26 protein-coding genes are annotated in these 23,147 nt (G+C 44.4%); all 26 read right to left on the reverse strand.

Annotation, left to right across the window (positions count from 1 at the left end; translation table 11 throughout):
* Positions 1-69: 69 nt before the first annotated feature.
* The 26 genes from AC6I5A_RS04410 to AC6I5A_RS04535 all read right to left on the reverse strand — a co-directional run bounded on the left by AC6I5A_RS04410 (position 70) and on the right by AC6I5A_RS04535 (position 23,117).
* Positions 70-345 carry a hypothetical protein gene (locus tag AC6I5A_RS04410; protein ID WP_034612200.1) on the reverse strand — a complete coding sequence of 92 codons (276 nt, stop codon included), beginning with the start codon at positions 343-345 and terminating at the stop codon, positions 70-72.
* A gap of 44 nt (positions 346-389) precedes the next feature.
* Positions 390-593 (reverse strand): YegP family protein, encoded by a 204-nt coding sequence (locus AC6I5A_RS04415; RefSeq protein WP_497900485.1) that lies wholly within the window; start codon positions 591-593, stop codon positions 390-392.
* Between the two features lie 488 nt (positions 594-1,081).
* Positions 1,082-2,296 carry a hypothetical protein gene (locus tag AC6I5A_RS04420; RefSeq protein ID WP_497900486.1) on the reverse strand — a complete coding sequence of 405 codons (1,215 nt, stop codon included), beginning with the start codon at positions 2,294-2,296 and terminating at the stop codon, positions 1,082-1,084.
* A gap of 186 nt (positions 2,297-2,482) precedes the next feature.
* Positions 2,483-3,490: a hypothetical protein gene (locus AC6I5A_RS04425; RefSeq protein WP_034612204.1), complete on the reverse strand. Its 1,008-nt coding sequence runs from the start codon at positions 3,488-3,490 to the stop codon at positions 2,483-2,485.
* Entirely contained in the window at positions 3,487-4,473 is a 987-nt protein-coding gene (locus AC6I5A_RS04430) for an HI_0787 family protein (RefSeq protein WP_497900487.1), read from the reverse strand. Before AC6I5A_RS04430 ends, AC6I5A_RS04425 begins: the two co-directional genes overlap by 4 nt.
* Before the next feature lie 26 nt (positions 4,474-4,499).
* Positions 4,500-5,180 carry a hypothetical protein gene (locus AC6I5A_RS04435; protein WP_034612207.1) on the reverse strand — a complete coding sequence of 227 codons (681 nt, stop codon included), beginning with the start codon at positions 5,178-5,180 and terminating at the stop codon, positions 4,500-4,502.
* 15 nt (positions 5,181-5,195) lie between these two features.
* Positions 5,196-5,420 (reverse strand): helix-turn-helix domain-containing protein, encoded by a 225-nt coding sequence (locus AC6I5A_RS04440; RefSeq protein ID WP_034612209.1) that lies wholly within the window; start codon positions 5,418-5,420, stop codon positions 5,196-5,198.
* Between the two features lie 123 nt (positions 5,421-5,543).
* Positions 5,544-7,118: a recombinase family protein gene (locus AC6I5A_RS04445; protein WP_497900488.1), complete on the reverse strand. Its 1,575-nt coding sequence runs from the start codon at positions 7,116-7,118 to the stop codon at positions 5,544-5,546.
* On the reverse strand, positions 7,115-7,531 hold the full coding sequence (locus AC6I5A_RS04450) for a recombinase family protein (protein WP_034612210.1): 417 nt from the start codon (positions 7,529-7,531) through the stop codon (positions 7,115-7,117). The genes AC6I5A_RS04445 and AC6I5A_RS04450 overlap by 4 nt, the downstream gene beginning before the upstream one ends.
* A 4-nt stretch (positions 7,532-7,535) precedes the next feature.
* Positions 7,536-9,086 carry a recombinase family protein gene (locus AC6I5A_RS04455; RefSeq protein WP_034612213.1) on the reverse strand — a complete coding sequence of 517 codons (1,551 nt, stop codon included), beginning with the start codon at positions 9,084-9,086 and terminating at the stop codon, positions 7,536-7,538.
* A 62-nt stretch (positions 9,087-9,148) separates the two neighbouring features.
* Positions 9,149-9,364 carry an SHOCT domain-containing protein gene (locus AC6I5A_RS04460; RefSeq protein WP_034612216.1) on the reverse strand — a complete coding sequence of 72 codons (216 nt, stop codon included), beginning with the start codon at positions 9,362-9,364 and terminating at the stop codon, positions 9,149-9,151.
* Positions 9,365-9,506: 142 nt separating this feature from the next.
* Positions 9,507-10,202 carry an N-acetylmuramoyl-L-alanine amidase gene (locus tag AC6I5A_RS04465; RefSeq protein ID WP_034612219.1) on the reverse strand — a complete coding sequence of 232 codons (696 nt, stop codon included), beginning with the start codon at positions 10,200-10,202 and terminating at the stop codon, positions 9,507-9,509.
* A gap of 1 nt (position 10,203) precedes the next feature.
* Positions 10,204-10,605, reverse strand: a complete 402-nt coding sequence (locus tag AC6I5A_RS04470; RefSeq protein WP_034612222.1) for a phage holin family protein — start codon at positions 10,603-10,605, stop codon at positions 10,204-10,206.
* An 82-nt stretch (positions 10,606-10,687) separates the two neighbouring features.
* Positions 10,688-14,452 carry a discoidin domain-containing protein gene (locus AC6I5A_RS04475; protein ID WP_034612224.1) on the reverse strand — a complete coding sequence of 1,255 codons (3,765 nt, stop codon included), beginning with the start codon at positions 14,450-14,452 and terminating at the stop codon, positions 10,688-10,690.
* A gap of 15 nt (positions 14,453-14,467) precedes the next feature.
* Positions 14,468-15,334: a hypothetical protein gene (locus AC6I5A_RS04480; protein ID WP_034612227.1), complete on the reverse strand. Its 867-nt coding sequence runs from the start codon at positions 15,332-15,334 to the stop codon at positions 14,468-14,470.
* A 14-nt stretch (positions 15,335-15,348) separates the two neighbouring features.
* The gene (locus AC6I5A_RS04485; protein ID WP_034612231.1) at positions 15,349-16,122 is read right to left on the reverse strand and encodes a phage distal tail protein; all 774 of its coding nucleotides are present in this window, start codon (positions 16,120-16,122) and stop codon (positions 15,349-15,351) included.
* A 13-nt stretch (positions 16,123-16,135) separates the two neighbouring features.
* Entirely contained in the window at positions 16,136-18,325 is a 2,190-nt protein-coding gene (locus AC6I5A_RS04490) for a phage tail protein (protein WP_497900489.1), read from the reverse strand.
* Positions 18,326-18,528: 203 nt separating this feature from the next.
* Positions 18,529-18,915, reverse strand: coding sequence for a hypothetical protein (locus AC6I5A_RS04495; protein WP_034612232.1), 387 nt, complete (start codon positions 18,913-18,915; stop codon positions 18,529-18,531).
* Between the two features lie 14 nt (positions 18,916-18,929).
* Entirely contained in the window at positions 18,930-19,520 is a 591-nt protein-coding gene (locus AC6I5A_RS04500) for a major tail protein (RefSeq protein ID WP_034612236.1), read from the reverse strand.
* Between the two features lie 3 nt (positions 19,521-19,523).
* Positions 19,524-19,862 carry a hypothetical protein gene (locus tag AC6I5A_RS04505; protein WP_034612239.1) on the reverse strand — a complete coding sequence of 113 codons (339 nt, stop codon included), beginning with the start codon at positions 19,860-19,862 and terminating at the stop codon, positions 19,524-19,526.
* On the reverse strand, positions 19,859-20,290 hold the full coding sequence (locus AC6I5A_RS04510; protein ID WP_034612242.1) for an HK97-gp10 family putative phage morphogenesis protein: 432 nt from the start codon (positions 20,288-20,290) through the stop codon (positions 19,859-19,861). Before AC6I5A_RS04510 ends, AC6I5A_RS04505 begins: the two co-directional genes overlap by 4 nt.
* Entirely contained in the window at positions 20,283-20,615 is a 333-nt protein-coding gene (locus AC6I5A_RS04515) for a head-tail adaptor protein (RefSeq protein ID WP_034612244.1), read from the reverse strand. The genes AC6I5A_RS04510 and AC6I5A_RS04515 overlap by 8 nt, the downstream gene beginning before the upstream one ends.
* A gap of 2 nt (positions 20,616-20,617) precedes the next feature.
* On the reverse strand, positions 20,618-20,926 hold the full coding sequence (locus AC6I5A_RS04520) for a head-tail connector protein (RefSeq protein ID WP_034612247.1): 309 nt from the start codon (positions 20,924-20,926) through the stop codon (positions 20,618-20,620).
* A gap of 24 nt (positions 20,927-20,950) precedes the next feature.
* Complete coding sequence (locus AC6I5A_RS04525; protein WP_034612250.1) at positions 20,951-21,178, reverse strand: Head fiber protein; 228 nt, start codon at positions 21,176-21,178, stop codon at positions 20,951-20,953.
* 12 nt (positions 21,179-21,190) lie between these two features.
* Positions 21,191-22,399, reverse strand: coding sequence for a phage major capsid protein (locus AC6I5A_RS04530; protein ID WP_034612252.1), 1,209 nt, complete (start codon positions 22,397-22,399; stop codon positions 21,191-21,193).
* A gap of 19 nt (positions 22,400-22,418) precedes the next feature.
* Entirely contained in the window at positions 22,419-23,117 is a 699-nt protein-coding gene (locus tag AC6I5A_RS04535; RefSeq protein WP_034612256.1) for a head maturation protease, ClpP-related, read from the reverse strand.
* Between the last annotated feature and the right edge of the window lie 30 nt (positions 23,118-23,147).

Below are 23,147 nucleotides of genomic sequence, written 5' to 3' on the forward strand. Positions count from 1 at the left end.
CTATGCAAATAATGATCTTAATATAAATAGATTTTGGTTTCATGGTAGCGGGAGTCACAAAATATTATTCTAATCTTTATTAATCGATTCTTTTTTAATTAAAACAGCGTGACAAGTAGAACATCTGAAAATTTTTATTATAACACTATCTGTATCCATATTGGTTATATTATGGAGTGTAAATTTACCACAATGATGGCACGTATTGCCTTTCCCTTTACCGCCTTCAAATTTGGAATTATTTAAATCCCAAAAAATTGATTTACAGTCTGGACAATACAGGTGAGAACCAAGGTCTTCACACTTTTGCACTCCACAACTGGGACATTTAAACCCTTTTGCCATTGTTTCATACCCCCGCATTTTTTCGATCATTCAATTAAAATATTTTAGTATAGTGAGAACGAGTTGACATCAAGCCGACGCAGTTCAAGCTCAACCCACATATCCATTTCTTCTAGCATTTGCAATACAATCTGCTCATTTTTATATCCTTGTGACGAAGCACCTACAATTTTTCCATTTGAAGCAATTCTTCTCCAACGCCATTCTGAGCTAGAATCTTGGTAGAATTCCCATTTATCTTTATTCATTTAATCCACCCCTTCCTGATAGTTATAATTCTCCAGAAATAGTGTTAAATCCTGCTAATTTTGCAAAATACTTATCGCATAATTCGACAATTAACTATGACTCTGAAACATTTCTAGCACTAAAAAAGCACCCACCAATTTGGCAGATGCCATTGCCTAATTAATCAAATAAATTCCCTATACACTTTCAAACATAAAAAGAACATCCCCTTCTCAAGCCCGCTTATATCAAGAATTTCAATCAACCCAAATATAGCACTATCAAGCACTCCACGTGGCCGGAGTTTGACCAACTGATGTCATTCGGGAAATCTCAAATCTTACGTTTGTGGAAACATGTCCACGCTTATAGGTTGAGACGTTGATATTGATGTTATGCCATCATGCAAATGGCTCGACACGACAGGAAGTACGCTATATATTCCTGTCAGCATCTGGGAACCGCTCCACAAGCCATTTAATGATAGCTCTATTTTTGTACCTTACCCCTAATTAGCCACTAAATAAATCTTTTCTTTATCAAAGCATATCTGCGAAGTATGGTTATAGATCTGAACCATATCCTGCATTTTTTCAACAAGCATGCCTGTGCCCGGATTGCCTATTGCTGCAAACGCCCCGACAGATTTCTTTTCCATTACGATAGCATCGCTTTTTAAATGAGCGCCTTTATCTTGAAGAAACTCATCAACCGGTCCCTTCTTCACAAGTGGAATATTCCCGATGAACTTTCCAATAGCTTCGCCTGCGGTACCTAATCCTTTTACCACATTTGCTTCCAGCGCGGAGTTCCCCATCTTTTCAAGACGAACAGAACACTCTCCAAATAAATCCCTATAGGTTTGTGACATTTCTCTTATCTCATCTTTAATGCCTGAGATGTATTCTTCTTTAAAATTAGCGCTTAGCATTATTTCCATAAGTGATGCCAACGAGAATGTGTAAAGCGATAATCTATAATATTTGAACTTCTTCTCTAAGTCAGCCAATGTTGAATTCACTTTATTCTGAGCGACAATGAACTGTTTCGCTTTAAGGACCTCATTAACCTTCTTCTGATATGCGTTCATATTCTTTCTGGCGGTTCTTTGAATATCCAATACAAGCTTATGGTTACTAGCAACGAAATGCTCATTATCCCAGTTGAGCTTATACTTTGTGACGATATTCATCAAGGTTTCTACATCAGCTTCGATTTCTGCTTCCTTTTCAACTTCAAGGAATGATAAAATCTGCTTTTCCATTTCTGCAATATTACCCAGCTCTTTTTCAATCGAGAAGAGCGCTACTGCCATTAACATTATGGCTGGGTTAATTGCGGCCGCTGTTGTAGTTGTAGCAGACAATGGTCCTGCTGCTTGAAGCTGTGCAAATTTTGATGCACCATCCGCAGTCTTGAAAGCTCCCCAGAAATTACCATTTTTCGCAATCTTCAGAACGTCACCAACGCCTGCATTAGCTAATTGATATAAGCCCTCTGTGGCAAATGTGGTTGTCTGTGTGACAGTGTTCAATGCTGGAATAAGTGATGACACGCCAGCTCCTAAAGTCGATAGCTCTGTAATTGGTACGCTTAATGTTTTCCCACTGTAAATAGTAGCACGCGCATCCAACAGCATTCCCACTGTAAGTTCCATTAAATCATTTTCTGTTCTAACGACCTCAACCTCATTAGAATGATTAATGTTTACAATTTCTCCCATGTTGTTCCTCCGTAACAAGATTTGACGTGGTACAAAAAATCATGATTTTCGAATACAACTTCAATGCGGAATTTAAAATCCGGTGTTGATGCGGATCTCCTTTCAACTTTTCTTCCTCTTTAACAGTACTTGTAATTTTCGCGATGATATTATGGTCTCCAGCACAACATACAAAGCTCCACATTATTAGCTCCATGTCTTTGAAGCAAGTAGACCAGCAATTTCCTGTGTTTCAGGAAGCTGTTCCGTTTCAAGGATCTGCGTTAAATCGAATACTCGTGAGCCCCTTGGTGCTCTTGGCGTTATTTTCTTAAAGTCAGTCTCATAAAATTTATCTACAAAAAAGTATCTAGTAGCCTCTAGCACATAGCCATAATTTTTCCCATCATCTATGGCACGTTTTATTTGTTGCTTTCTTTCATCCGTAACATCTCCAAGTTCAGCTTTATATTCAAGGCCGGTTGCCGTTGTTACTGCTGTTATGATTGCAATGATTTTCCCAATGGCCCTCACACTTTTTTCTTTGTATAACCCCAAATAATCGTGAGCGCTAAAGCCACGATCAATGTTATCGTAATAGAGGCTTTCATTAATATTAAAAACGAATGTTGTACCTGCGAGCTGAACTCTCATGCGCTTCCATGAATCTGAAACAATGATGAGTTTATCTTTGTAGCAGTAATTCAGATAGTCATCTAGAACCTCCTGCATTTCATAATCCCTATCATCAATTACTTCCTGTATCGCATTTGCTAATTCTTCAAAAGTAGTGTTAATGTGCATTACTGGATATGTCTGGGTTGCGTTATATTCCTTTAGCTGTTTTTCAAATTCTTTCTTTTTTTCTAAGTTCATCAACACAGGAGCTAGGGTAATCATCACTTTATATTTTTCATCGCTAAAGGACTTCAAATGTTTTAGCAGCTGAGTTGAATAAAACCAGTCAGACATTTTTGTTTCTACAACAATTTTAAAGCTTTCTTGTGTAATTGTTGCGTCCGGTATGCTCTCCACGCTCTTCTCTTGCAAATTGAATACTATTTCTGGTTCAAACGTATCTGAAAAGAACTCAGACTTTAAGAGTCGGAAGAACTTCTCAGAAGAAAACGAATAAAGGCGAGACAAAAGAAGCATAGTATTTGCTGTAGCAACATTTTCTTTCTCATGGTATCTCTGGAAATAATGAATCTTCATATCGACTTGCCTCCTGGTTTTTTCTTTCCGTAATTCTTTGGGAAATACTCTTTCCCAAGCTGCCAAACATACTGGTCAATTTGTTTCAGGTTATATTTATCCAAGCCATAGAAGTCACGGAAAGCAATTAGAATGCTTTTAAATTTAACATAGTCCTTTAAATCTCCATCTTGAAAATTCGAGAAGCTATCTCGATTTCTAAAATAGCGAAGCACTTCATCAACGTAGCTATCATAAATCGGGTAGTCGAGCGGATTGTGATGGCTACAATATTTTGTGGCAAAGGAGTAAAAATTCTTCAGTGTCTCACCGATTGTTACATATTGGATTTCTCCAACCAGTGAACCATCTCCGGCTTTAAGTCTCGCATCAATATCCAGAGAGCAGATATGCTTAGCCACCGGATATATCGAAAAAATATTCGTGCTGTAAAAGTTGTTAAGTGTTGATGCCTTTAAAAGAATATCAGTGACGTCTGCATTATTCGGACATAACTTAAAGAACAGTTTATTAAGTGCATCCTCCTGCAGATGGTAGTTCTCAAGGCCATCCCACTTTTCAAGATAAAACTCAACCTGCTCGATTGATGGTACAGGAACATCGACATCCGCTTTCTTCTTGCGTGTAGGCACAGGTTTTGCAGTCTTCTCCTGCTTAGGCGCAACTGGATTAGCCGTTCCGTCAGAAGCTAAAAATAAACGGAATCTTCTAAGATGCGATAAATAGCTCCCAATAAGTGATTTAACGTTACCAGTCGAATTCTCAGAAAGAGCTTTTATTAATGCATTCCTCGCCTCATCCTCAAAATCTGTAGCGTTCACTGCATTCCAGAATAAGTCTTTGCTCCCTTTCCTCCAAAGGTAAAAGGTGTCCGCATAAGCAGTACTGATTGTTAATTTTGAAATGTTCTGGCTATGTAGGAAGCTCCTATATACAGCACGCAGCTCCTCATACGATAGAGCTTGCAAATTGTTTATGTCCAAAGTTGAACCTCCTTCTTAAACCAAATTTACTCATCTTCGTTTTCATCAGTTTCATCAATGCCAAATAACATCTGGAACTTGTTGAAGTTATAAGGGTATGAGTTGTCACCATCGATTCTTACCGGTTTATGTTCATTGTTATATTCAAACTCCAGCTCCCACTGTGTACCATCACACACTGTGTATCCGAAGCGCTTAGTTGAATATCGTCTGCGCCATTCACCGATGTGAAGATCCATAAGGGCGGCTATGAAAGCATCTCTTGTGTAGGGTTCCTCGTTATCAATATCCATCAGAGCGAGTGGTTCTTCGTCTTCCCATAATTTTGTGTAGGCTCTCAATCCATCTGATAGATCCACAACATAAGTACGGTAGCCACCGAAGAAACCGCCAATGCTAAAAGTAATCTTGTTGATGAAATCCATGTTTGAATCAACGTCAGCAGCCTTTTCTTCTGGTTTTGATAAAGTATACATTCCACCCGCCTCAGCATAGGCTTGCTTGGCTTTTTCCAAATACTCCCGAGTCCAGTGAAGGCGGGTGTCTTCACTGGGATGCATAATTTCTTTTTGGCCATAGTCTGGGTTTTCCATTGTATTTTTAAGACGGCCTATTTCTTGCTTAAGACCACGAATAGCGCTCATAATCTGCTCTCTCGTTTTTCCTTTGAGATACTGTTCATAGTATCCTTCCGGGCTAATCATCATATTAGACCGCCTCCTTTACTCGTTTCCGGTTTTTATTTCGTTACCATCAGGCAGAATGAAAGTCTGCTCAAACTTAACATCCATAACATCTGCTATGGCCTTAAGCTCTTCTAAGGTTATCGTTTCACGCTTCAGCTTCTTCCCGAAGTTCTGTGGCGACTGACCTAGGCGTCTAGCCAATTCGGAGACACTGATATTCATTTGTTCACATAGCTGTCGTATCATGTCCGAGGTTTTCATAATAGTCCCTCCATGCCTTATTAAAAACATTATAAACCATTTGGTTTCAAACAACAATGAAATATTTACAAGAAGAATACCCGCAACTCAGTAAGAGAGCTGCAGGTAGAATTATGTTACAGATTATTCGTTTATTTCGATCTCGATTCCAGACTTAAATTCCACAATAAAATGGTTATCAAAGACGATTATCTTATCTATGAGCGTCCTTACAAATTGCTCATCGTATTCGGTAAGTTCGCAAGGTAGCTCTTCGAGAAACGAAATAAGTTCATCGATCCGTTTCTTCCGATCTTGGCGTGAAGCACCCTCAGCCTGGATAGCCTGCTTCTCCTCGCGAAGCCTTCTTACTTCCATACCAAGCTCATCGCCAGCGTTCTTGTTACTGGCTGTTGCTAAAAGCTCCTGCTGGAGTGTTTTTATTTGCTCATCAACCTCTTTAATGCGATCATCAGTATTTTCTTCAAGGTTACTTTCAATATTTTCAATTAAAAGCGGCAGGATGTTTTCTTTTTCACGAAACGCTCCGTTGATTGCTGCAACCGCCACTTCATGAAGATGTTCTTCTCGTACTGTCCTTGCAGTGCAATCAGGTCCGTCTTTATCAACTCTGCTGACGCAGCGCCAAACCGTAGACTTACAACCTCGGTTATTCCATTTGATTCGGCGGTAGATATCCCCGCAATGCGCGCAAAATACCATCCCAGAAAGTGCATATCGGCCACTGTAGACTCGTTTGTGCTGTGTAGCGCCTTTTGTGAGGTTTGCGCGTCTTGCAATTTCCTCCTGGGCCTTTAAAAAGATGTCTTTTGGAATAATACCTTCATGGCTACCCTCAACATAGTACTTGGGGACCTGACCTTTATTGGCTTCACGCTTCTTTTCAAGAATATCCACTGTATAGGTCTTTTGAAGCAATGCGTCGCCGATGTATTTCTCGTTGGTTAGGATCTGCTTGATGTTGGTTTCATGCCATTTTGCTCGTCCTGCTCCGTTTAGAATGCCATCGGCTTCAAGTGATCTTTTAATCTTTAAAAAACTATTGCCACTTAAGTACTCACGGTAGATTCGTTTTACGACTTCCGCCTGCTCTTGATCAATGATGAGGTGCCCATCTTCATCCTTTGTATAGCCTAAGAACCAGTTGTGGTTGACCTGTACTTTGCCTTGTTGGTAGCGGAACTGTAGACCTAAGCGAACGTTAGCCGATAAGGATTCGCTTTCCTGCTGCGCGAGGGAGGCCATGATGGTCATCAGCACCTCACCCTTGGCATCTAGCGTGTTGATATTTTCCTTCTCGAAATAAACGCCGATGTTCTTGTTCTTTAGGGCTCTGGTGTAATTCAGACAATCGACCGTGTTCCTAGCGAATCGGCTGATGGACTTGGTAATCACCATATCAATCATGCCGTCATGGCAGTCGTTGATCATGCGCTGAAACTCATCACGCTTTTTCGCATTCATTCCTGAGATGCCATCATCCGCATAAATTCCAGCTAGTACCCAATCTGGATGATTTTCGATGTATGAGGTGTAATGCAGAATTTGTGCGTCGTAGCTCGTTTCCTGTTCTTCGCTGTCCGTACTGACCCGGCAGTAAGCAGCAACTCTTGTTTTCTGCTTTTGGTCGGTTGCCTTTTGCGTTCCTACCGTTTTCTTTGCCGGAATGACGGTTACATTGCTCGCAAGTGAAATCACTTTTCCACCTCACTTTCGATCAAGCTGTAAGCGTACTCAGCCTGCTTGAATGGATCATTGAAAATCTTTCCTGCTTTGGGCATGATAAATTTTGTAGCTGGTTTACATTCTTCTTGCAGCTTATCGGGAAATATTCTGCCCAATTTACGCTGCCGTTTGAACCGTTCTGCTTCTGCTCTTTCAAAAGTCTCCTGATCGATAATCGCCGGATAATACTTGTCACCAAGGTAACGTTCATTTTGCAGGATTCTCTTTACACTTGGGTGATTAAGCTTTAGTCCAACCGCTTCAGCTGCTGCAACGTAGGCAAGACCAGACAAGTAACCCTTGAAAATCATCCTAACCTGCTCTGCTTGTTCTTCATCTATAACGGCTTTTCCTTTCTCATTTTTATATCCATATGGTATTGCCATAGTCTCACATCCTTTCTCTTAATGTTAATCTGCACTTTAATACAAAGCCAATTTCAAATCTTTTAAACACGATAATGTACTTCACATGCTCCTCAAACGCAGCTTCATCGAATTCTCTAAGAATACCTATGCTATTGATGTACTTGATGAGTTTATTGAGGGCTTCCAGGTGCTCGTGCTCATGAGCGAGCGAAGCATAAAGTGTTTCTTTTTCATCACTGATCTGTTTAGCCTCAGCAAGGAGACCTGAGTTCTGCTCATTGAAAACCGCAGTTTCAAGATATTCCTTAGCAAACAGCTCCGTTATCTTTTGCCTCTTGTTCAAATTGTCTTCAAGAACCACATCCAATTTATCAAGTCGCGCCAGCGCCTCTCCCTGGTTGAGGTCTTTTAGGCTTGCCAGTAGCGGCTGCAATAACACTTTCTTAGAAAATACCAGCTTGTTGATCATATTCAAAAAAGCTACTTCAATATTTCTTTCGCGGATGAATTGCATGCTGCACTGGTCCACTCTTTTAATATGAGTTTTACACGCATAAGCGAAGTATTTGACTTTTGATTTAGTATGTGTTCTTCTTTTCCATGTGGCACCACATTCGCCGCAAATTATCTTGCCAGAAAACGGGTACCGATTTTGATACTTTCCTTCACCTGTCTGTATTTTCATCTCATTGGAGCGCCTTTTAATCATCGTCTGTACTAAATCAAAATCTTCAGCAGTAATAATTGCTTCGTGATGCTCAGCAATATAGTACTGGTTCTTCTCACCATTATTGATGTGCCTTGCGAACGTGTCATCAGTAAATGTTTTTTGGAAAAGCACATCGCCTTTATACTTTTCGTTCCGAAGAATCGAGAGCACTGTCCCCGATGTCCATTCTCTTTTTTTCCTGGTTGGGATGCCTTTATCATTAAGAGCTCTAGCGATTAGATGTCCACCTTTACCAGCTAAACACTCTGAAAAAATGCATCTGACTACGTCGACCTCATTTTCATCGATCACCATCAAGCCATCTTCATTTTTGTAACCGTATGGCGGATAAGCAACAACGTATGTTCCGTTTTGGAATCTCTTCTCAATGGACCATTTTTCATTCTCTGATAGGGAAACCGACTCACTTTCCGCAAGGCTGCTAAAAATTGTGAGCAGCAGCTCATTCTCCATATCGCCGGTGTTGATATTTTCCTTCTCGAAGTAAATGAACACTTTTAGCTTTATAAGCTTTCTAACCGCTTCAAGGCACTCTGTAGTGTTTCTGGCAAAACGACTGATGGATTTGATAATGATGAAATCAATCTTACCGGCTTCACAGTCATCAAGCATCTTGCTAAGTCCATCACGCTTGGCCATGCGTGTGCCTGAAACGCCTTCATCATAATATAGTCCGACGTACTCCCAGTTGGGATTGCTTTTGATGCTGGTTTCATAATGACTTTTTTGAGCTTCCAAGCTGACGAGTTGTTCGCGACTATCTGTTGAAACGCGAGCATAGGCTGCGACGCGTAGTTTTTTCTGCAGCTTTTCGTCTGCTTCAATCTTTGTTATCCGTTTCATTGTCTCAACCTCCTTTCCTTCCGTACTATACATCACTCTAAAAGCAATATTTAGCAAGTCATTTATGACATAATCTCCGCTAAAAGCGGGGTGAAGGTTTCCCGGTTTTTAGCCATGATTTTTTCAAATTCAGTCTGGGTAATAAGGCCATTTTCTAAGAGCTTCTTTGTAAGTTTTTCTGCTGCCAAATAATCATGCTCATTCTTAAGCGCTGATTCAGTGGGCTTCTCAGATTTGTATTGAATGGAATCAACGTCATCCAACTTTGTCACTTTCATTATCTCGACCTCTTTCCGAGGGAACCTATCAATCATCACCCTCTACTAGTCCCAGGACAGAAAGCGGCCGAATGAACGAAAAAACAGCAAAAAAATAATGCCTACCGAAAGACGAATCTCTCAGTAGGCATTACGCGGTGTGTTAGTCGCTGTATTTGATAAAAGCATCGGTGAAGCCAGCCGCCTTGACTTTTTTGAGCATGGTATCGGCATTCGCCTTGACAGAAAACGCACCGAGCTGGACGCGGTAATATTTCTTAGGTGTGGCAGGGGCGGTTGGGGCAAGACCGGATTTTACATCAGCACGGAAGGTATCCATCGACTTGCCATGCTTCGGGAACCAATGCATCACGTCGCCGTGGTTACTGGCAACGCCAAGCTTATGTCCTTCCGAATGGCAGAGGATATCTTTCTCGGTGAGCCCGTATTGCTTACAGAGATAGACGCAAAGCTCTACGGCTTCCTTGTAAACGGCATTAAAATACGAGGTATCGGTAAGACCGTCCTCGCAAATTTCAAAGCCGATATGTGTATCGTTCGCGGCACCTCCGGCATGCCAGCCTCTATGATTCCACGGTAGGGTCTGATAGGTGGCGATGCTTCCGTCAGCCAGCTTACCGATGAAACCGTGGACACAGACCTGTCTGCCGTCGGGTTTGTCCTGATTCCAGTGGTTGTTGTACTGGTTCTTTCCCAGCAGACCATCATCAGGACCGACATAGCGTTTCAGATAGGGGTTATTCGCCCCGGTAGAATGCACCATGATGCCCTTGGGTGTGATGGTTCTGCCTGCTTTGTAACAGGCATTGTTTGTCAGAATGAGTTTACGCAGATTCATTTTATTTGTCCCCCTTGTTAAGCTGCTCCAAGACTGCTCTGAGCTTTTCAGGGATAGGCAGGCCTATTTTAGCGGCATTCTCAATAATGCTGATTCCTTCATTAGATAAATAGAAGAAGATAACTGCAGTCCTTATTCCACTTCCGGTTTGAATAAGCTTTGAATCAATGATGTGGCCAATTGCTACTAGTGAAAATAGCAGTACCTTTTTGAATATTCCTCTGAAGCCCACCTCGCTTGATAGTCGTTTCTCCAGGATGGCTACCATGACGCCTGTCAGGTAGTCGATAACGACAAACGCCACCAAAGCATATAAGAAGCCATCCCAGCCTCCTAAGAAATATCCGATATAGGCGCCAGCAGCGGCAATGACAATCTGAATCGTGTTAACAATGTCTTTCATTCTTTAATCCTCCTCGATTTAAAATAAAAATGAGCCCGAAGGCTCAATTTATTAGTAAAAATATTGAATAATTGTTTCATTCCTATGTCTGAGTTACCCGGAACCAATCATATACAGCATCATAAGTTGTACCGATGCTGATTTCAAAATCCAGCCCCAACCCTACATAGGCAGGTGTGAACCCTAATGCCAATGCCGATCTAGCCAATATCCAAATATAACCATTTAGACTGTAATAGAAATCTACATACCATGCTGTCGTGTAGTAAACCCTTGCTTTGATGTATCCTCCACTTGGCAAGACTGCTGGACCATAGTAGCTAAAACTGCCTCTTGATGTCGGTGAATTGAAGAACTCACCCATCAAGCCTTTCCAACCACCATCATATGCATGCCAAATTCCTAACTGTTTTCCGGTCAAAGATTCTGAGATCAGCAATCCTGTCTTGGCGTAATTCCCCCAGTAGCTACACCCGCAAAACTTTGCAACTATTGTAAAGTCATTGCTGGCCGGTTTGGCTTGAACTATACCTCTGCAAGCAATCGCCCCAATCGGAGATGTTATTCTTAACACTCTTCCGTCAGGTACCGCAGTTGCTGTGCTTCTATTGACCCAAAGCCACTTTGAATTCAGTGAGGTCATTACAAACTCATCATCCAGCACATTCGGTACCGTAGGCGGCATATCTACTGCATTTTCATAATAAACACCACCGCTTCCTCCACCTCCGGTCACAAATTCAAGACCACTTCCATCCGCTTTGACGGCCACCACTCTAGTTCCTTGTCCTAAATAGCTGTCAGGCGTATCCGTTAATTCTAGAAAATCGTGTACGTGGTCAACTCCTGAGTAAACCCCGGTATGCATGTGGTTTGTGTTAGCTTTGGCTGCAAGCATAGCGTTTACTTCTGAAGTAGAATATCCGCCACTGCTTGAAGGTGCTACTGACAAAACATCTGATCCGCTATACTGGGACATCCGCTCAACCTTCTGATTCAACTTTATTTCATGTTCCAACATTGTATTGTGCAACTCAAGAGTATAGGACAAAGCACCGGTACCATTATCCTCGCTTACTGTGATCCCACGAACTCTTAACACCCCATCAAAACCTATGTCATCGGAACCCTCCGGTGCAATTTTCCAGCCGATCCAGTCTCCGATCAAGTAAGTTTCAAATGGCTTCATCCTGTTGCCCTGGTCGTCAAAGAACTTCGTAACTGTTCCCTGTATTCCCCAAGTCGGGTACGCAACCCTATTCAAATAGGCCTGTCCGTATTCGCTGAGGCCATCCTGAATGTTGCTTGCTGACAAATATCCTTCACGCCTGCCATATACAGTTTGGCTTGCAGAATGTGAAGCAATTGCTAAAAGCTTATCTCCACCTTCAACGAGCACTTCATTGACAAGACCTGTCGCATCACTCTGGTTCTGATGACTAATTACTGCTTGTCCTGGTCTATAGACCACCGTCTCATGCAGGTCCAATCCTCTGTTCTTGTAAATCTTCAGCACAAGTTCAGGAGTCATTTCAATTTCGAAGTACCCCAATCCCTCCGTAAACTTAGATGCTACTTCCAGCAAAGGTGTACCAATATGGAATGACAGATTGATGTTCTCCGTGAACACATTTCCTAAACTGTCTTTGTCATCCTCCCAGTCTACGGTTACCCCCATTAGGCCGCCTCTTGCTTGTGCTTCCAGTATCATTGTCCGTAAAACCTTACTTGCGGTTCCGGTAAACTGCCTGTCCAAAACAGGGGTCCCCATCTCCTCCGGGTAAACCACAGCCCAGTTCAGCATAGAGAGTACCCCGCGGCCGCTGACTTCCAATACCTGCTGTTCATTTGAGTCTACATAGTTTGGTTTTCTTGATTCGATGATCCATTTGAACAATGGATTTCCATCAAGCTTAACAAGAACCAAATTGTCATCTGCAATATACTCTCTGTTCCCACCAATGTCATCGTATCTGCTTATGCTGAAGCTGCCACTGCCAGGGTTGTTCTGAGCCATTTGGAATGCCTTGTTCCAAGCGCCATCGAGCTGCTTCACAAGCACATTCGGATTTGTTCTGACACAGATGAAAAGTTCAATCCCAACATCATCTGTTGGTAAGCCAGCATACACTTCAAATCCTATTGTATTGCTGTCTTGAATTATGGGTGCCGTGAGCTGAACCTTAATTGGCCCCGTAACTGCTGAAAGAGGAAGCTGGAAGATAATCTCTGTCCATGACCATTGAATCACATTGCATAGCATGTCATTAATGTAAACAAATCCTCCGAAGCTTCTCAAATACCTGTCAACATTGCCTAGATCTACTGCTGTGTGCGTATAACCAAATCCACTACCATACAAGGTCAAAACGGAACCCGCTTGACCTCTTGTTACTGAAATTGAATTGATACGTGGAAATGGAGGATCATCAGTTACATTCAGTTCGGTGTACATTGTCCGAGTCGCTCTCAGCTTACCGAATGCTCTGTTAGCTGGAACATATAGGGTTCTTCTTTCTCTTGGCTTGCCAAAACCTATATTTTCTTCAACATACAAGGTGCGTTTATCTCTTAACTTCCGGAACTGCCTGTTCTCAACCATTGTAAAAAAACGCGGCAAAGGGAATGGACCACCCATTAGATTGAAGGTGTTTGGTGTACTCCAACCTGTGTCTATTCCAAGCGTTTCATTTGTTGCCCTTGCTCTCCAGTATAGGAAACCATCATAGACATCATATGGTTCAAAGGTTGTCATCTCGCCACAAGGCAGCGCCGATACCGTATTCGACCTGTAGTTCATTCCACTGAACATTGTTGTTCTATCAATTTCAATCGTAAGGTTGGCTGACGCACCTAGAACTAGCTGCATCTCCATTGTGAGCAGCGATGGAGTAACCTCGATATTCGATGTTGCAAGTTCCTGCTTGATCCAAAGATATTTGCCGGTCATGTTGTCATTCTCAGCTAATACCGGGCACTGGGCACCGTTCGATGCAATGGTGTAAGAAGCTGGAGGGGTTTCATCTATTGTCAGGGCGCAGCTGATTGTTACGCTTGTTCCGGCTGGCCTCTCACCAAGCGTCCACTGCAAAATTTCATCTCCATAGGCTGTACCGCTTAAAACCAAAGGGCCAACTACTCTGGTTCCACTACTATAAAAGTCAAAGCCGTAGGGAACACCTTCAAGCAGCTCAACTTCTGAAACAGATGTATCTGTCCCACTTTGATTCGCTCCAATATTTAATCGATAGTAGCTGTATGAAGCAGGAGATGAAACCGCAAACTGTTTGCGCTCATTCATACTCCATGAAGTCTGGCCAGACTGTGTATCCAGCACAATCCAGTTCGTACCATCATTGCTTCCTTCAAAGGTCCAATCCTTCGGGCTGTCAATCAAGTAGGAATCATTTCTCGCCCTAATCGAATACCCAGCAATAACTTTAGCCGATGCCAATGTTACAGTAAGGATACCGGATGTCGCAGCCACACCCCATCGTGTGTTGCTGTTATTATCGAAAGCTCTCCAGCCTTCATAGCCTGTTCCAAGGTTTCCGCTATCACTTACAGTAACACCGTCTGTGGTTGCTGCGGTCATGAGCGGAACATAGTCATTCCCTGATGTATAGCCTTCAGGCGTCGAGTTTGGATCTTTATCTAATTGTAGCCCCAAGAAGGTCAATACATTATTTACATAGTCTTCTCTGGTAACAACGTGAGTAAACTCACCAGCTTCATCAAAGTCTTCTTTCAAAAACTCTTCATAGGTGCGTACCCATTTAGCCGTAAGCGCCAGGCTGCTGGTTACTGATTCATTCTGAGGCGTAATTAACCTTATTCTATCCGGCATACTCTCACCTCCTCACTACGACCAGCTTCCAATTGTAACCTCAAACCTTGGCGCTCGTGGTCCGAGCATCTGAGTTGGCGGCGGTATCGTGTTCTTGATGATAATACTGCTGCTTGAACCTTGAGGAGCCAAAGAAGTAATAGTAGCACCAGTGACCCAAGTTGCTCCTTCGTCCATGCTGAATGTAAAATCAGTATCAATAAGAGATAGAGTCAAATTGTTCGCAATCTTTGTCGTGCTGCTATTGAAAAGCTTGATTCTGTGCGTCACTGTTGTACCTTCCGGCCTATCCCCAAAATCAAGGTCTCGAATAAACTCCGGGTCTCCGGAAGCATCATCATCTAAGAACAGAATATCGTCCGGCACTTCTCCATCCGCCTTAACGCCATAAATATTCACAGTGTATATATACATAGCGCTTGCACCACTTGTATATGAAACGTTATACCGTATTCTTATAACCTTGACCGCTTCAGAAAAGGTGCATGGCTGAATGCTGTCTCTCCATGAGTCATCGTCTACCATAGAAAGTGGTATTGCACCATTAGGCAGTGTTGCATTTATCCAGGTACCGTCAAGACCATTCGTGCTATCAGAACTTCCGGCAATTGAAATTACTGGATTGTTTCCAGACACACGATGCATCATGCCAAGCCCAGACACAACGTATTTTTCAGGTAAGAAAAACCATATTGTTCTAACTTTTCCTTCATACCAACCATCAAATGTAATAAGCGGGTTAGTGTTATCTATTCCATTTAGCCTTGCCATCTGCTCTGTGGTCAAAGCAGTTGTAATATCGTTTATATCATTTCCAGAGTAGACGGAACCACCGCCTACGTCATACTCAAATTTTCGTCCGGGTAGGGTTGGATAGGGCATTTGTTACACCTCCTCTAATAATAGGCAGGATAGTACTCAATAGTAATCCTGCCGCCAATCGTATCTGTTTCTAATTCCACGCTGTTGTTTCCCGCTTCGAGGACCATCCAATAAGAATCCCCTCCATGCCTGACAATCGAAATCATATTCGTATCGCCTTTCAGACATGTGTAATATTTTGTTTCTAAAACCACTGTTTCTCCGCTTGCTATTGTTCCAAGGAACTGAATCCAAACCCCGTTGTTCTGATTCTTAATGATCGGATTACTCAGCGGTCCTTCTAAGGTAATAACCATTGCTGTTATTGGTGCCGAGCCTTCATTGACATGCGTCCATGCAAAAGGAGAGGAAGTAACCATCTTGGTCTCGGTACTTTTTTCATTTCCATAAAAGAAAGGATCGGCTAATTCTAATTCCAGAGCGAATTTGGCATAGCCGGGGTTTTTCCTGACAAAATTTATCTCTGAACAAAGCTCGGCTTGCGCCTGCCTGGTTTCTCCGTTCCTCATTGTACGAACAAGTGAATGAAGCCCCGGATTACCAATGGCTTTCAAGAATGCATCAATATTATCATCCAGGTCAGCCCTGTCTGTTCCTTTTATCCACATTGAGAGGACAACTTTTCTACTATCAAATCTTTTCTTAATCCACCTCTTGCCGTGCTGAAATGGCACCTGAAGGTCAGATCCTCTGTATTTAGGAATTCCAACACCCTCGATAACCTCTTCAACAGCCCGCTTTCCCCTTGAGGTGAGAGGGAACCCGTTAAACGTCCAATTCTCAGCCAATTATATGCACCTCCTACACCAAACCGTAGGAGTGCTTCAGCAAGGTAGTTCTTACACTGTCTGAAGCCAGCTCCGGCTTTGGATTATTAATTACAATTTCATAATTGTTTACCGCGTTCCCTGTCTGCTTTTCAGTTCCCGCTCCATTTGAGTTCGGCATTGTCCTGCTGACCGCGTCAACATCTATATTCAGACCATCAAACTCTGTTGGGATAGCTTTTTTCATATCTTCTTCAACCAATTTCATCGCATCGGTAAAGCCTACTCCGATTCCCATGCCCATGTTCGTCCCGATACCCGCGAATACTGTCGATGGTGAGTGTATGCCCAGCAGATTTTTAGCGCCATCCACGATGCCGGAAAAGAAGCCACTGACTTTTTCGCTAATCCAACTGCCCATGGATTTAATGCCGTCCCAAAGGCCAGAAACGATGTTCTTGCCAATTTCAAAAACCGAACCAACCGCTTTCCCCAGACCCGTCACGATCGCCGCTATAATCTCCGGTAGCCGGGCAACCAGTTGAGGGATCGCCTGGATCAAACCAAATGCAAGCTGAACGGTGAGTTCAATACCCATCGCAATAATGGCAGGCAGGTTGTTGGTGATAAAATTGATGATTGTTGCTATGATCTGTGGCAGTGCTTCCATCAGCTGGGGTAAGGCGTTTAATAGACCTTCTGCTAGGCCCTGAATAATCGCAAAAGCCGCTTCAAGGACTTTGTCCAGGTTATCTATCAGCCCTGTGACGATTGTGATTACCGCTCCAACCGCAGCGGGAATCAATTCCGGCAATGCTGTCCCGATGCCTTCTACCAGTGCAGTTATTAGCTGTACAGCCGCTTCAATGAGTAGCGGAAGGTTGTCGATAAGTGCCCCGACTATAGTCATAATCGCATCAACAGCAGCAGGTATAAGCTCCGGCAATAAGCTTAAAACCGTCTCCAGAACCTGGGTAAATAGCTCTGTGACTGTATCCAGCAAGGTTGGGAGCAGTTCGCCAATTGCTGAAAGAATCGCATCCATTGCCATGGGAAGGGCGGACACAATATTTTCAATGACGGGTACGATATTTTTTACAACAGCCTGAAAAGCATCCACTAAATTCTGTGTCAGGTTCGTCATGTCGGCATTGGCATTGCCAAGACCTGCTGTAAAGGAGCCAAGTGCGGCCTGAAGCAGTCCGATGGAACCAGATATGGTCTGGGTGGACTCGCGGGCAAAGTTACCCGCATACTGCTCAGTATTCTCAAAGAACATCTGCATGGCAACTTCAGCTTTTTCGGCTTGCGTCGCTGAGTTCCAAGTGAAGTCCAGTCCCTTTGCGAGGGCATAAGCTTGTATGTTGGTGGCGTTCATGGAGACACCGAGGTTGTCCATCATCGTAAAGTTACCTTTGGCTGCACCGGCGACTGACTCCATAGCCATGGACATATCGATGCCCATAACCGAGGCCATATCCGCCGCTCGCTGCATGGCCTTTTCGGTCAGCTCAAGGCTCTTTTGTTGTTCAATACCGGAACCTTGGAAGAGTGCGCCCATCTTATTGGCTGTTGCAAGGTATTCACTTTGCGATACGCCCAGGTTTTTATAGGCTTCCTCCCCGGTTTTTTGAATGGATACGGCATATTCTCCAAATACCGCTTCCGAGCCGCCTAGGTTCTGCTCCAGCTCTCCGAACTGCTGCACGACCTCCTTGCCCAGCTTGAAGGCTGCGGCTCCTGCAGCTATTGCGACTGTGCCCATTGCTGCGCCGACGCCCTTTAAGATGCCGCCCAACTTATCAAATTTGCCGCCGGAATTTTCAGCCTCATTCCCGGATTTCTTCAGTTCATCTCCGAGCTTATCTGCTTCATCGGTGGACTGTGCCAGCTCACGTTCCATGCCATTGAGTTCGGCTTGGGCATTGTTAAGTTGAACAGCCCAGTTCTGGGTGCGACGGTCATTCTCGCCGAAAGAGTCGGAGGCGTTCTGAAGCGCTTTACGGAGCGTTTCGATTTTGTCCTTCTGCGCATCGATCTGTTTTGTGAGCACCTCGTTCTTGGAGGTGAGTGACTGGACGCTGTTTTCATTTTTGCTGAATTCAGACTCGACCAATTTCATCTCTGAGCCGAGCACCTTAAAGGACTGATTAATATCAGCAAGGGCTTTTTTAAACTCCTTTTCACCCTCAACACCGATTATTAAACCGAAGTTGTCCGCCATGTTCTCACCACCTCCCTAGATTCCGTTAGGTATAATTTCATCGATGTAATACTCTCGTTTTGCTTTTGCAAGTCCATTAAATTGTTTGTATACCTCCCACTGGTCGAGCAAATGACCGATCGGCATCAGCCAGGTCTCCTGCTCAGATCTATGTAGGAGGGATACACCATAAAAAATCAGTCGGGCAAACAACTCTTCATCGTTTACCCGACCTGTGCGTTTTTTGAGGGTTCTTCCTCGCTCTCCACATTTCGTTTTGTGCCTTTGTACATGGCCTCCATGATTGCATTTTTGTAGTCCGAGAGCTCGTAGGGAGAAGTGAGAAGTTCAACAGCCTCCTCAGTAAGTAGATTCCGCTTTTTTGATGGGTTCTGCAAATTGTGTACAAGTACTGACTGGTTAGCCAGTAGTGTGATGAGCCACACCACTTCATCCAGAGCCATCTCAAAGTTTTCACTCTTCATCAGTTTTTCGCCTAAATTAGAGAGACCGCCATATCTCTTGGCGATCTCCTTTGTGGCCTTAGTGGTCAGGAGCATTTCGTATTCCTTACCACCGATTTCTATGATTGAGCTTCTTTCGTTATCCATCTGATCATCCTCCATTATGGGGTCACCGTGAATACGGGTTCATAGACCTGCGTATACCAGCCGGTGATCACAGAAGCCGGAACACTCGCGTCGTCCTCATTAACTTCGGATTTCCATGGGTGCTTGCCGTTTCCGTCAAGCTTATTTCTTCGCACTACAGTGCCCTCAATGGTTGGAGTGGAGAACGTAATGCTGTCGCCCTTTGTGGCGAGATTGGTTGCTGGGATGCCAAACACCACACGGTAAAGCCAGAAATAGCGGTATTTACCGTTTGCCTTTTTCGCTCTGAAGCCAACTGCTACGGGCGTGCCACCATCCTCGCTGCCGGAAATGACGACATGGTTATCATCAAGTTTTGCTCCGGTTAAGTCTTCCGCAGCCGTTACGCCGATATCGTCGATACCAAGAGAAAGCGTCCCGCTTTTGAATTCCTTCACGATTTCAGCAGGACCATCGTCGGCATATAGTGTTGCTTCTGCAAGTTCTACGGACAGGTCCGCTTTCATTGCTTTCGCAAGCTGCAAAGGAGTGCCATAGGTTTCATTCCCACTGATATCTTCAGTGATTTTGGCATAGTAGAGTTTATCTAATCCGATTGTTGCCATTGGTTATTCCTCCAATTCGTAATTTTTCGCCACATCGATGGCGTAATGGTGATAGCCGCTATCATCCTCATGTCCGATATACCGGCGGTCCGTTACTGTAAAATCCGCATCTATCAGATTGCGGACTATTTGGTTTTTCATTGCCGTGTAATTTCCCTTGTCAAAGAGTGATAGCCGTGCCTCTTGTATTTCGTGCCTTGGTTTATCGTCGGTGTAAAGTTCAAATGTATCTACCATCGGCGTGATCACAGCATAACGGTCTGGTGCAGTCTCTGAAAACACACCCGTTTCCACAGGAATCAGAGGAGATACGAGCGCAGTCAATTCGCTTAAGAAGCTCATATTTTTTCTACCTCCTTTTCAAACGCCGTGACCATCGCGTCAACACATGCCTTTTTGCTTGCTGATTTTGCGGGCTTCAGAAAAGGCTTTGGCGGTTGGCCATGCTTCCCATATTCCAAAACGCCCGCAATCATAGCATTGCTTTTCCCGTCCTGTCGTGGCTCAGAAAAACCGACCTTGACGTTGAAATTACCGTCCTTATCCTGTCTTGCTGAAGAGACGCCGAGCGCGGAAGCAAGCTCACCGGTGGACCGGCTTTCTTCCTTGGTACCTTTGCCGATGACGCTTTGGAGGTTGCTCTTCACTTTTTCTTCCACAACCTCGCCGCCAGCTTTCAGCACATGGGGGATGATTTCATCCGTTTTCTCGCCAAGCCTGGACAATTTCATCAGGAATTCATCCGGCATTTTAAACGTTGCCTTAGCCACTGGAAATCACCTCCTTGGCAAGGACCTCAATATACATCCCGCGTCCTTTGACATCTTCCACCGAGGTGATTTCAAAACGGTTGTCCTTGCTTACGATTACCATTGCTGTTGTGATGGTCAATCCGGGAATACGGCGAAAACGAAAAAGATCGGTGGCCTCAGAGAACGAGGCCCGATTTGCCCACTTCTCATTGCCATGCCGACCTTCCCGATACGCTTTGACAGAGACGATGATGTTGTCGACTTCTGTTCTAAAACCTTCCGTATCTTTCATGGTCGCTTTTTCCACGATATCTATAAAGGTGTTCATCTTTCCATAGCTCATAATCACACCTTCCAATCCCGGTCCAGCCGCAGCAGGAGATTGACCGTATTCCATACCTGTTGTACCGCCTGAACATTGTCCGCAAAAAAGCCACCTGTGCTGCCGTCCCTTGATTCATAGAAATGGGACGACAGCATGATGACGGCTTGTTCTGTAGTAGGCGGCATTGGGATTTCGGCGTAGGTGTTTTCGGGCAGGTGCTGATAGCTCTCGGCATACCTAATAGCGGCGGTGATGTACATCTGCACAAGTTCGTCGTCTGCCGAGTGTTCAAGAATGAGGTTTGCTTTGACTTTTTCAAGCAGTGTCATACCACCACCATCCTTTCATTACTCTTATGCGTCCGGCGCCATCAGTCCGGCGGTCTTCAGTTTCGCCAGAAGTGCATTGAAATCAACAACGAGTCCGGCAATAGTTGTAGCGGTTGAGTCTAACTGGTTTTCAGCCAAAGTGAACTGAGAAGGAAGCCCCGTTACCGAGGCTCCCTCCAAGATTTCCAGTGTGCCGCCGATGACGGTTTTTTCGCCGCCTTGTTCTGTATAGTTCTTCGCGTTATAACTCATAAGACACCTCCGTTATGCCTTCTGCTGGAGCACTTTAATAGCCTCCGGCAGAATCAGTTTTCCGTCGACACGCTGAGTTGCAACAAAGCCAACCTGACCGGTAACTGCATAAAGCTCATTGAGTCTCTTGAAAACACGGCCCTGACGATCGGCTACCCAGTAGTAACCGAAATCGCCGAACGCGATCGTCTTTGCAGACGCAGCAATTGCAGGAACATAAGCCGAGGTGTACAGTGGTCTGTTCAGAATGGTGTCTGGCGTACCGGCCTGGAGTGAAGGCTGCCAGAGGTATTGTCCCTGACCATCCTTCAGCTTGCGGATTGCCTTAACAGTGGCATCGTTCATGACGAACACTGCTTTGTTTCGATACGGTGCCTTAAGGGAATAGAACAGGTCAAGCACCTCGTCGATGGTGATGGCAGTGGCGCTTGCCGCAGTTACGCCAAGTTGTGCGCCACCAGTAGCTGCAAGGATGCCTGTAGGTTTTCCAGAGCCGTCGCCGGTGAAAAACGCATCTTCTTCCTTGTTCCCGATACGTCTGGCGAACTCTTTAGCAATATAGGTATCAAGGTTGAATATGCTGTCGTTAAGCAGCTCCTCGGAAACTTTAATCATGGTCCCAAGCTTATACGCACCGATGGACACCTGACCAAAGCTGTCATCGCTTTCTGGAATTGCACCTTCCTCGTCGATCCAGGATGCGGTTCCCTTGGATGCTACGACAGGGATTTTTCGATCCCCGGAAGATGTGGTGATGACATTGGCCAGCCTTCTGAAAATGTTCTCGTTCTCGAGGGTATCCACAAGTGTACGCTCAAATTCATCCGGCACAAGGTAGCCGCCTTCAGTGTCGGTGCCGATCTGAAGTGCATTTCTGATAACAGGATCAAGTCCTTCGCCAGCGCGGGTGCGCATCGCGTTCCAGAAGGCTTTTCTGTACTCGTCCGAAGCTCTGCCGCTTCTTGTCTCCATGCCCGGAAGAGTGGGTCTGCCCGTAAGTGGTGTGTTAAGTGGCTTGGAAAGCTCACGGTCGAGAGCTTCCTGCTTTTCCAGACGGTCGATTTCATTTCCAAGGGAAACCACATCCGCTTCCATCTTGTCATAGATTGCTGTGTCCTCCTGAGAAACCAGTCCGTCAGAGCCCCTCTTAGTATCGAGGAATGCTTTTGCTGTTTCCCACGCTTTTGCGCGCTTCTCGCGCAGTTCAAGAATTTTGTTCATTGTATTTTCCTCCCCAAATTTAGTGTTGAATTAAAGAGAGCCGCTTCTCCAACGACTCTACGGGTGTACCTGATTGTTGTTTAGGCAGCTTAGGCTTTACCTTGTCCAGCAGAGAGTTGGTAACGGCTCTGCGGCTGAAGGCATAGGTGAAATCCTCGGTCTGTAGTCGTTTCTTTTCGTCCTCAAGGATGCCATCTGCAAAACCAAGCTCGATGGCTTTCTTTGCGTTGAGCCAGGTTTCCGCATCCATGAGGTGAGACAGCTTTGCCCGAGATTGTCCTGTTTTGATTTCGTAGGCGTTGATGATGCTTTCCTTAACCTCCGAGAGCAAGGCGATGGCCTTTTGCATTTCCTCACTATCGCCGATGGCCACAGTCAGCGGGTTGTGCACCATCATGAGGGCAGTCGGTGCCATCAGCACCGTCGTTCCGGCCATTGCGATTACGGATGCAGCAGATGCAGCGATACCATCAATCTTCACAGTTACCTTACCTTTATAATCCATAAGCATGGCATAGATCTGACTAGCCGCAATGCAATCGCCACCGGGTGAGTTAAGCCAAATAACAATGTCACCCTCACCGGTAGTAAGCTCCGATTTAAATGCCTTAGGGGTAACATCATCATCAAACCACGACTCTTCGGCAATCACGCCGTCAAGGTAGAGTGTTCGGACACCGGTATTATCATCCCGTGCCCAGTTCCAGAATTTCTTCATTCGGTTTCCTCCGTTTCTTTCATATTTGCG

This window comes from Desulfosporosinus sp. Tol-M2, from assembly GCF_059735615.1.

Excerpts from the sequence above, each read along its gene's own strand:
- AC6I5A_RS04480 (WP_034612227.1), bottom strand. The coding sequence starts at position 15,334 with ATGCCCTATCCAACCCTACCCGGACGAAAATTTGAGTATGACGTAGGC.
- AC6I5A_RS04425 (WP_034612204.1), bottom strand. The coding sequence starts at position 3,490 with ATGAAGATTCATTATTTCCAGAGATACCATGAGAAAGAAAATGTTGCT.
- AC6I5A_RS04440 (WP_034612209.1), bottom strand. The coding sequence starts at position 5,420 with ATGAAAACCTCGGACATGATACGACAGCTATGTGAACAAATGAATATC.
- AC6I5A_RS04460 (WP_034612216.1), bottom strand. The coding sequence starts at position 9,364 with ATGAAAGTGACAAAGTTGGATGACGTTGATTCCATTCAATACAAATCT.
- AC6I5A_RS04475 (WP_034612224.1), bottom strand. The coding sequence starts at position 14,452 with ATGCCGGATAGAATAAGGTTAATTACGCCTCAGAATGAATCAGTAACC.
- AC6I5A_RS04455 (WP_034612213.1), bottom strand. The coding sequence starts at position 9,086 with ATGAAACGGATAACAAAGATTGAAGCAGACGAAAAGCTGCAGAAAAAA.
- AC6I5A_RS04495 (WP_034612232.1), bottom strand. The coding sequence starts at position 18,915 with ATGGATAACGAAAGAAGCTCAATCATAGAAATCGGTGGTAAGGAATAC.
- AC6I5A_RS04465 (WP_034612219.1), bottom strand. The coding sequence starts at position 10,202 with ATGAATCTGCGTAAACTCATTCTGACAAACAATGCCTGTTACAAAGCA.
- AC6I5A_RS04420 (WP_497900486.1), bottom strand. The coding sequence starts at position 2,296 with ATGGGAGAAATTGTAAACATTAATCATTCTAATGAGGTTGAGGTCGTT.
- AC6I5A_RS04525 (WP_034612250.1), bottom strand. The coding sequence starts at position 21,178 with ATGAGTTATAACGCGAAGAACTATACAGAACAAGGCGGCGAAAAAACC.
- AC6I5A_RS04415 (WP_497900485.1), bottom strand. The coding sequence starts at position 593 with ATGAATAAAGATAAATGGGAATTCTACCAAGATTCTAGCTCAGAATGG.
- AC6I5A_RS04535 (WP_034612256.1), bottom strand. The coding sequence starts at position 23,117 with ATGAAGAAATTCTGGAACTGGGCACGGGATGATAATACCGGTGTCCGA.
- AC6I5A_RS04500 (WP_034612236.1), bottom strand. The coding sequence starts at position 19,520 with ATGGCAACAATCGGATTAGATAAACTCTACTATGCCAAAATCACTGAA.
- AC6I5A_RS04470 (WP_034612222.1), bottom strand. The coding sequence starts at position 10,605 with ATGAAAGACATTGTTAACACGATTCAGATTGTCATTGCCGCTGCTGGC.
- AC6I5A_RS04515 (WP_034612244.1), bottom strand. The coding sequence starts at position 20,615 with ATGAGCTATGGAAAGATGAACACCTTTATAGATATCGTGGAAAAAGCG.
- AC6I5A_RS04530 (WP_034612252.1), bottom strand. The coding sequence starts at position 22,399 with ATGAACAAAATTCTTGAACTGCGCGAGAAGCGCGCAAAAGCGTGGGAA.
- AC6I5A_RS04505 (WP_034612239.1), bottom strand. The coding sequence starts at position 19,862 with ATGAGCTTCTTAAGCGAATTGACTGCGCTCGTATCTCCTCTGATTCCT.
- AC6I5A_RS04435 (WP_034612207.1), bottom strand. The coding sequence starts at position 5,180 with ATGATGATTAGCCCGGAAGGATACTATGAACAGTATCTCAAAGGAAAA.
- AC6I5A_RS04410 (WP_034612200.1), bottom strand. The coding sequence starts at position 345 with ATGGCAAAAGGGTTTAAATGTCCCAGTTGTGGAGTGCAAAAGTGTGAA.
- AC6I5A_RS04450 (WP_034612210.1), bottom strand. The coding sequence starts at position 7,531 with ATGGCAATACCATATGGATATAAAAATGAGAAAGGAAAAGCCGTTATA.
- AC6I5A_RS04490 (WP_497900489.1), bottom strand. The coding sequence starts at position 18,325 with ATGGCGGACAACTTCGGTTTAATAATCGGTGTTGAGGGTGAAAAGGAG.
- AC6I5A_RS04520 (WP_034612247.1), bottom strand. The coding sequence starts at position 20,926 with ATGACACTGCTTGAAAAAGTCAAAGCAAACCTCATTCTTGAACACTCG.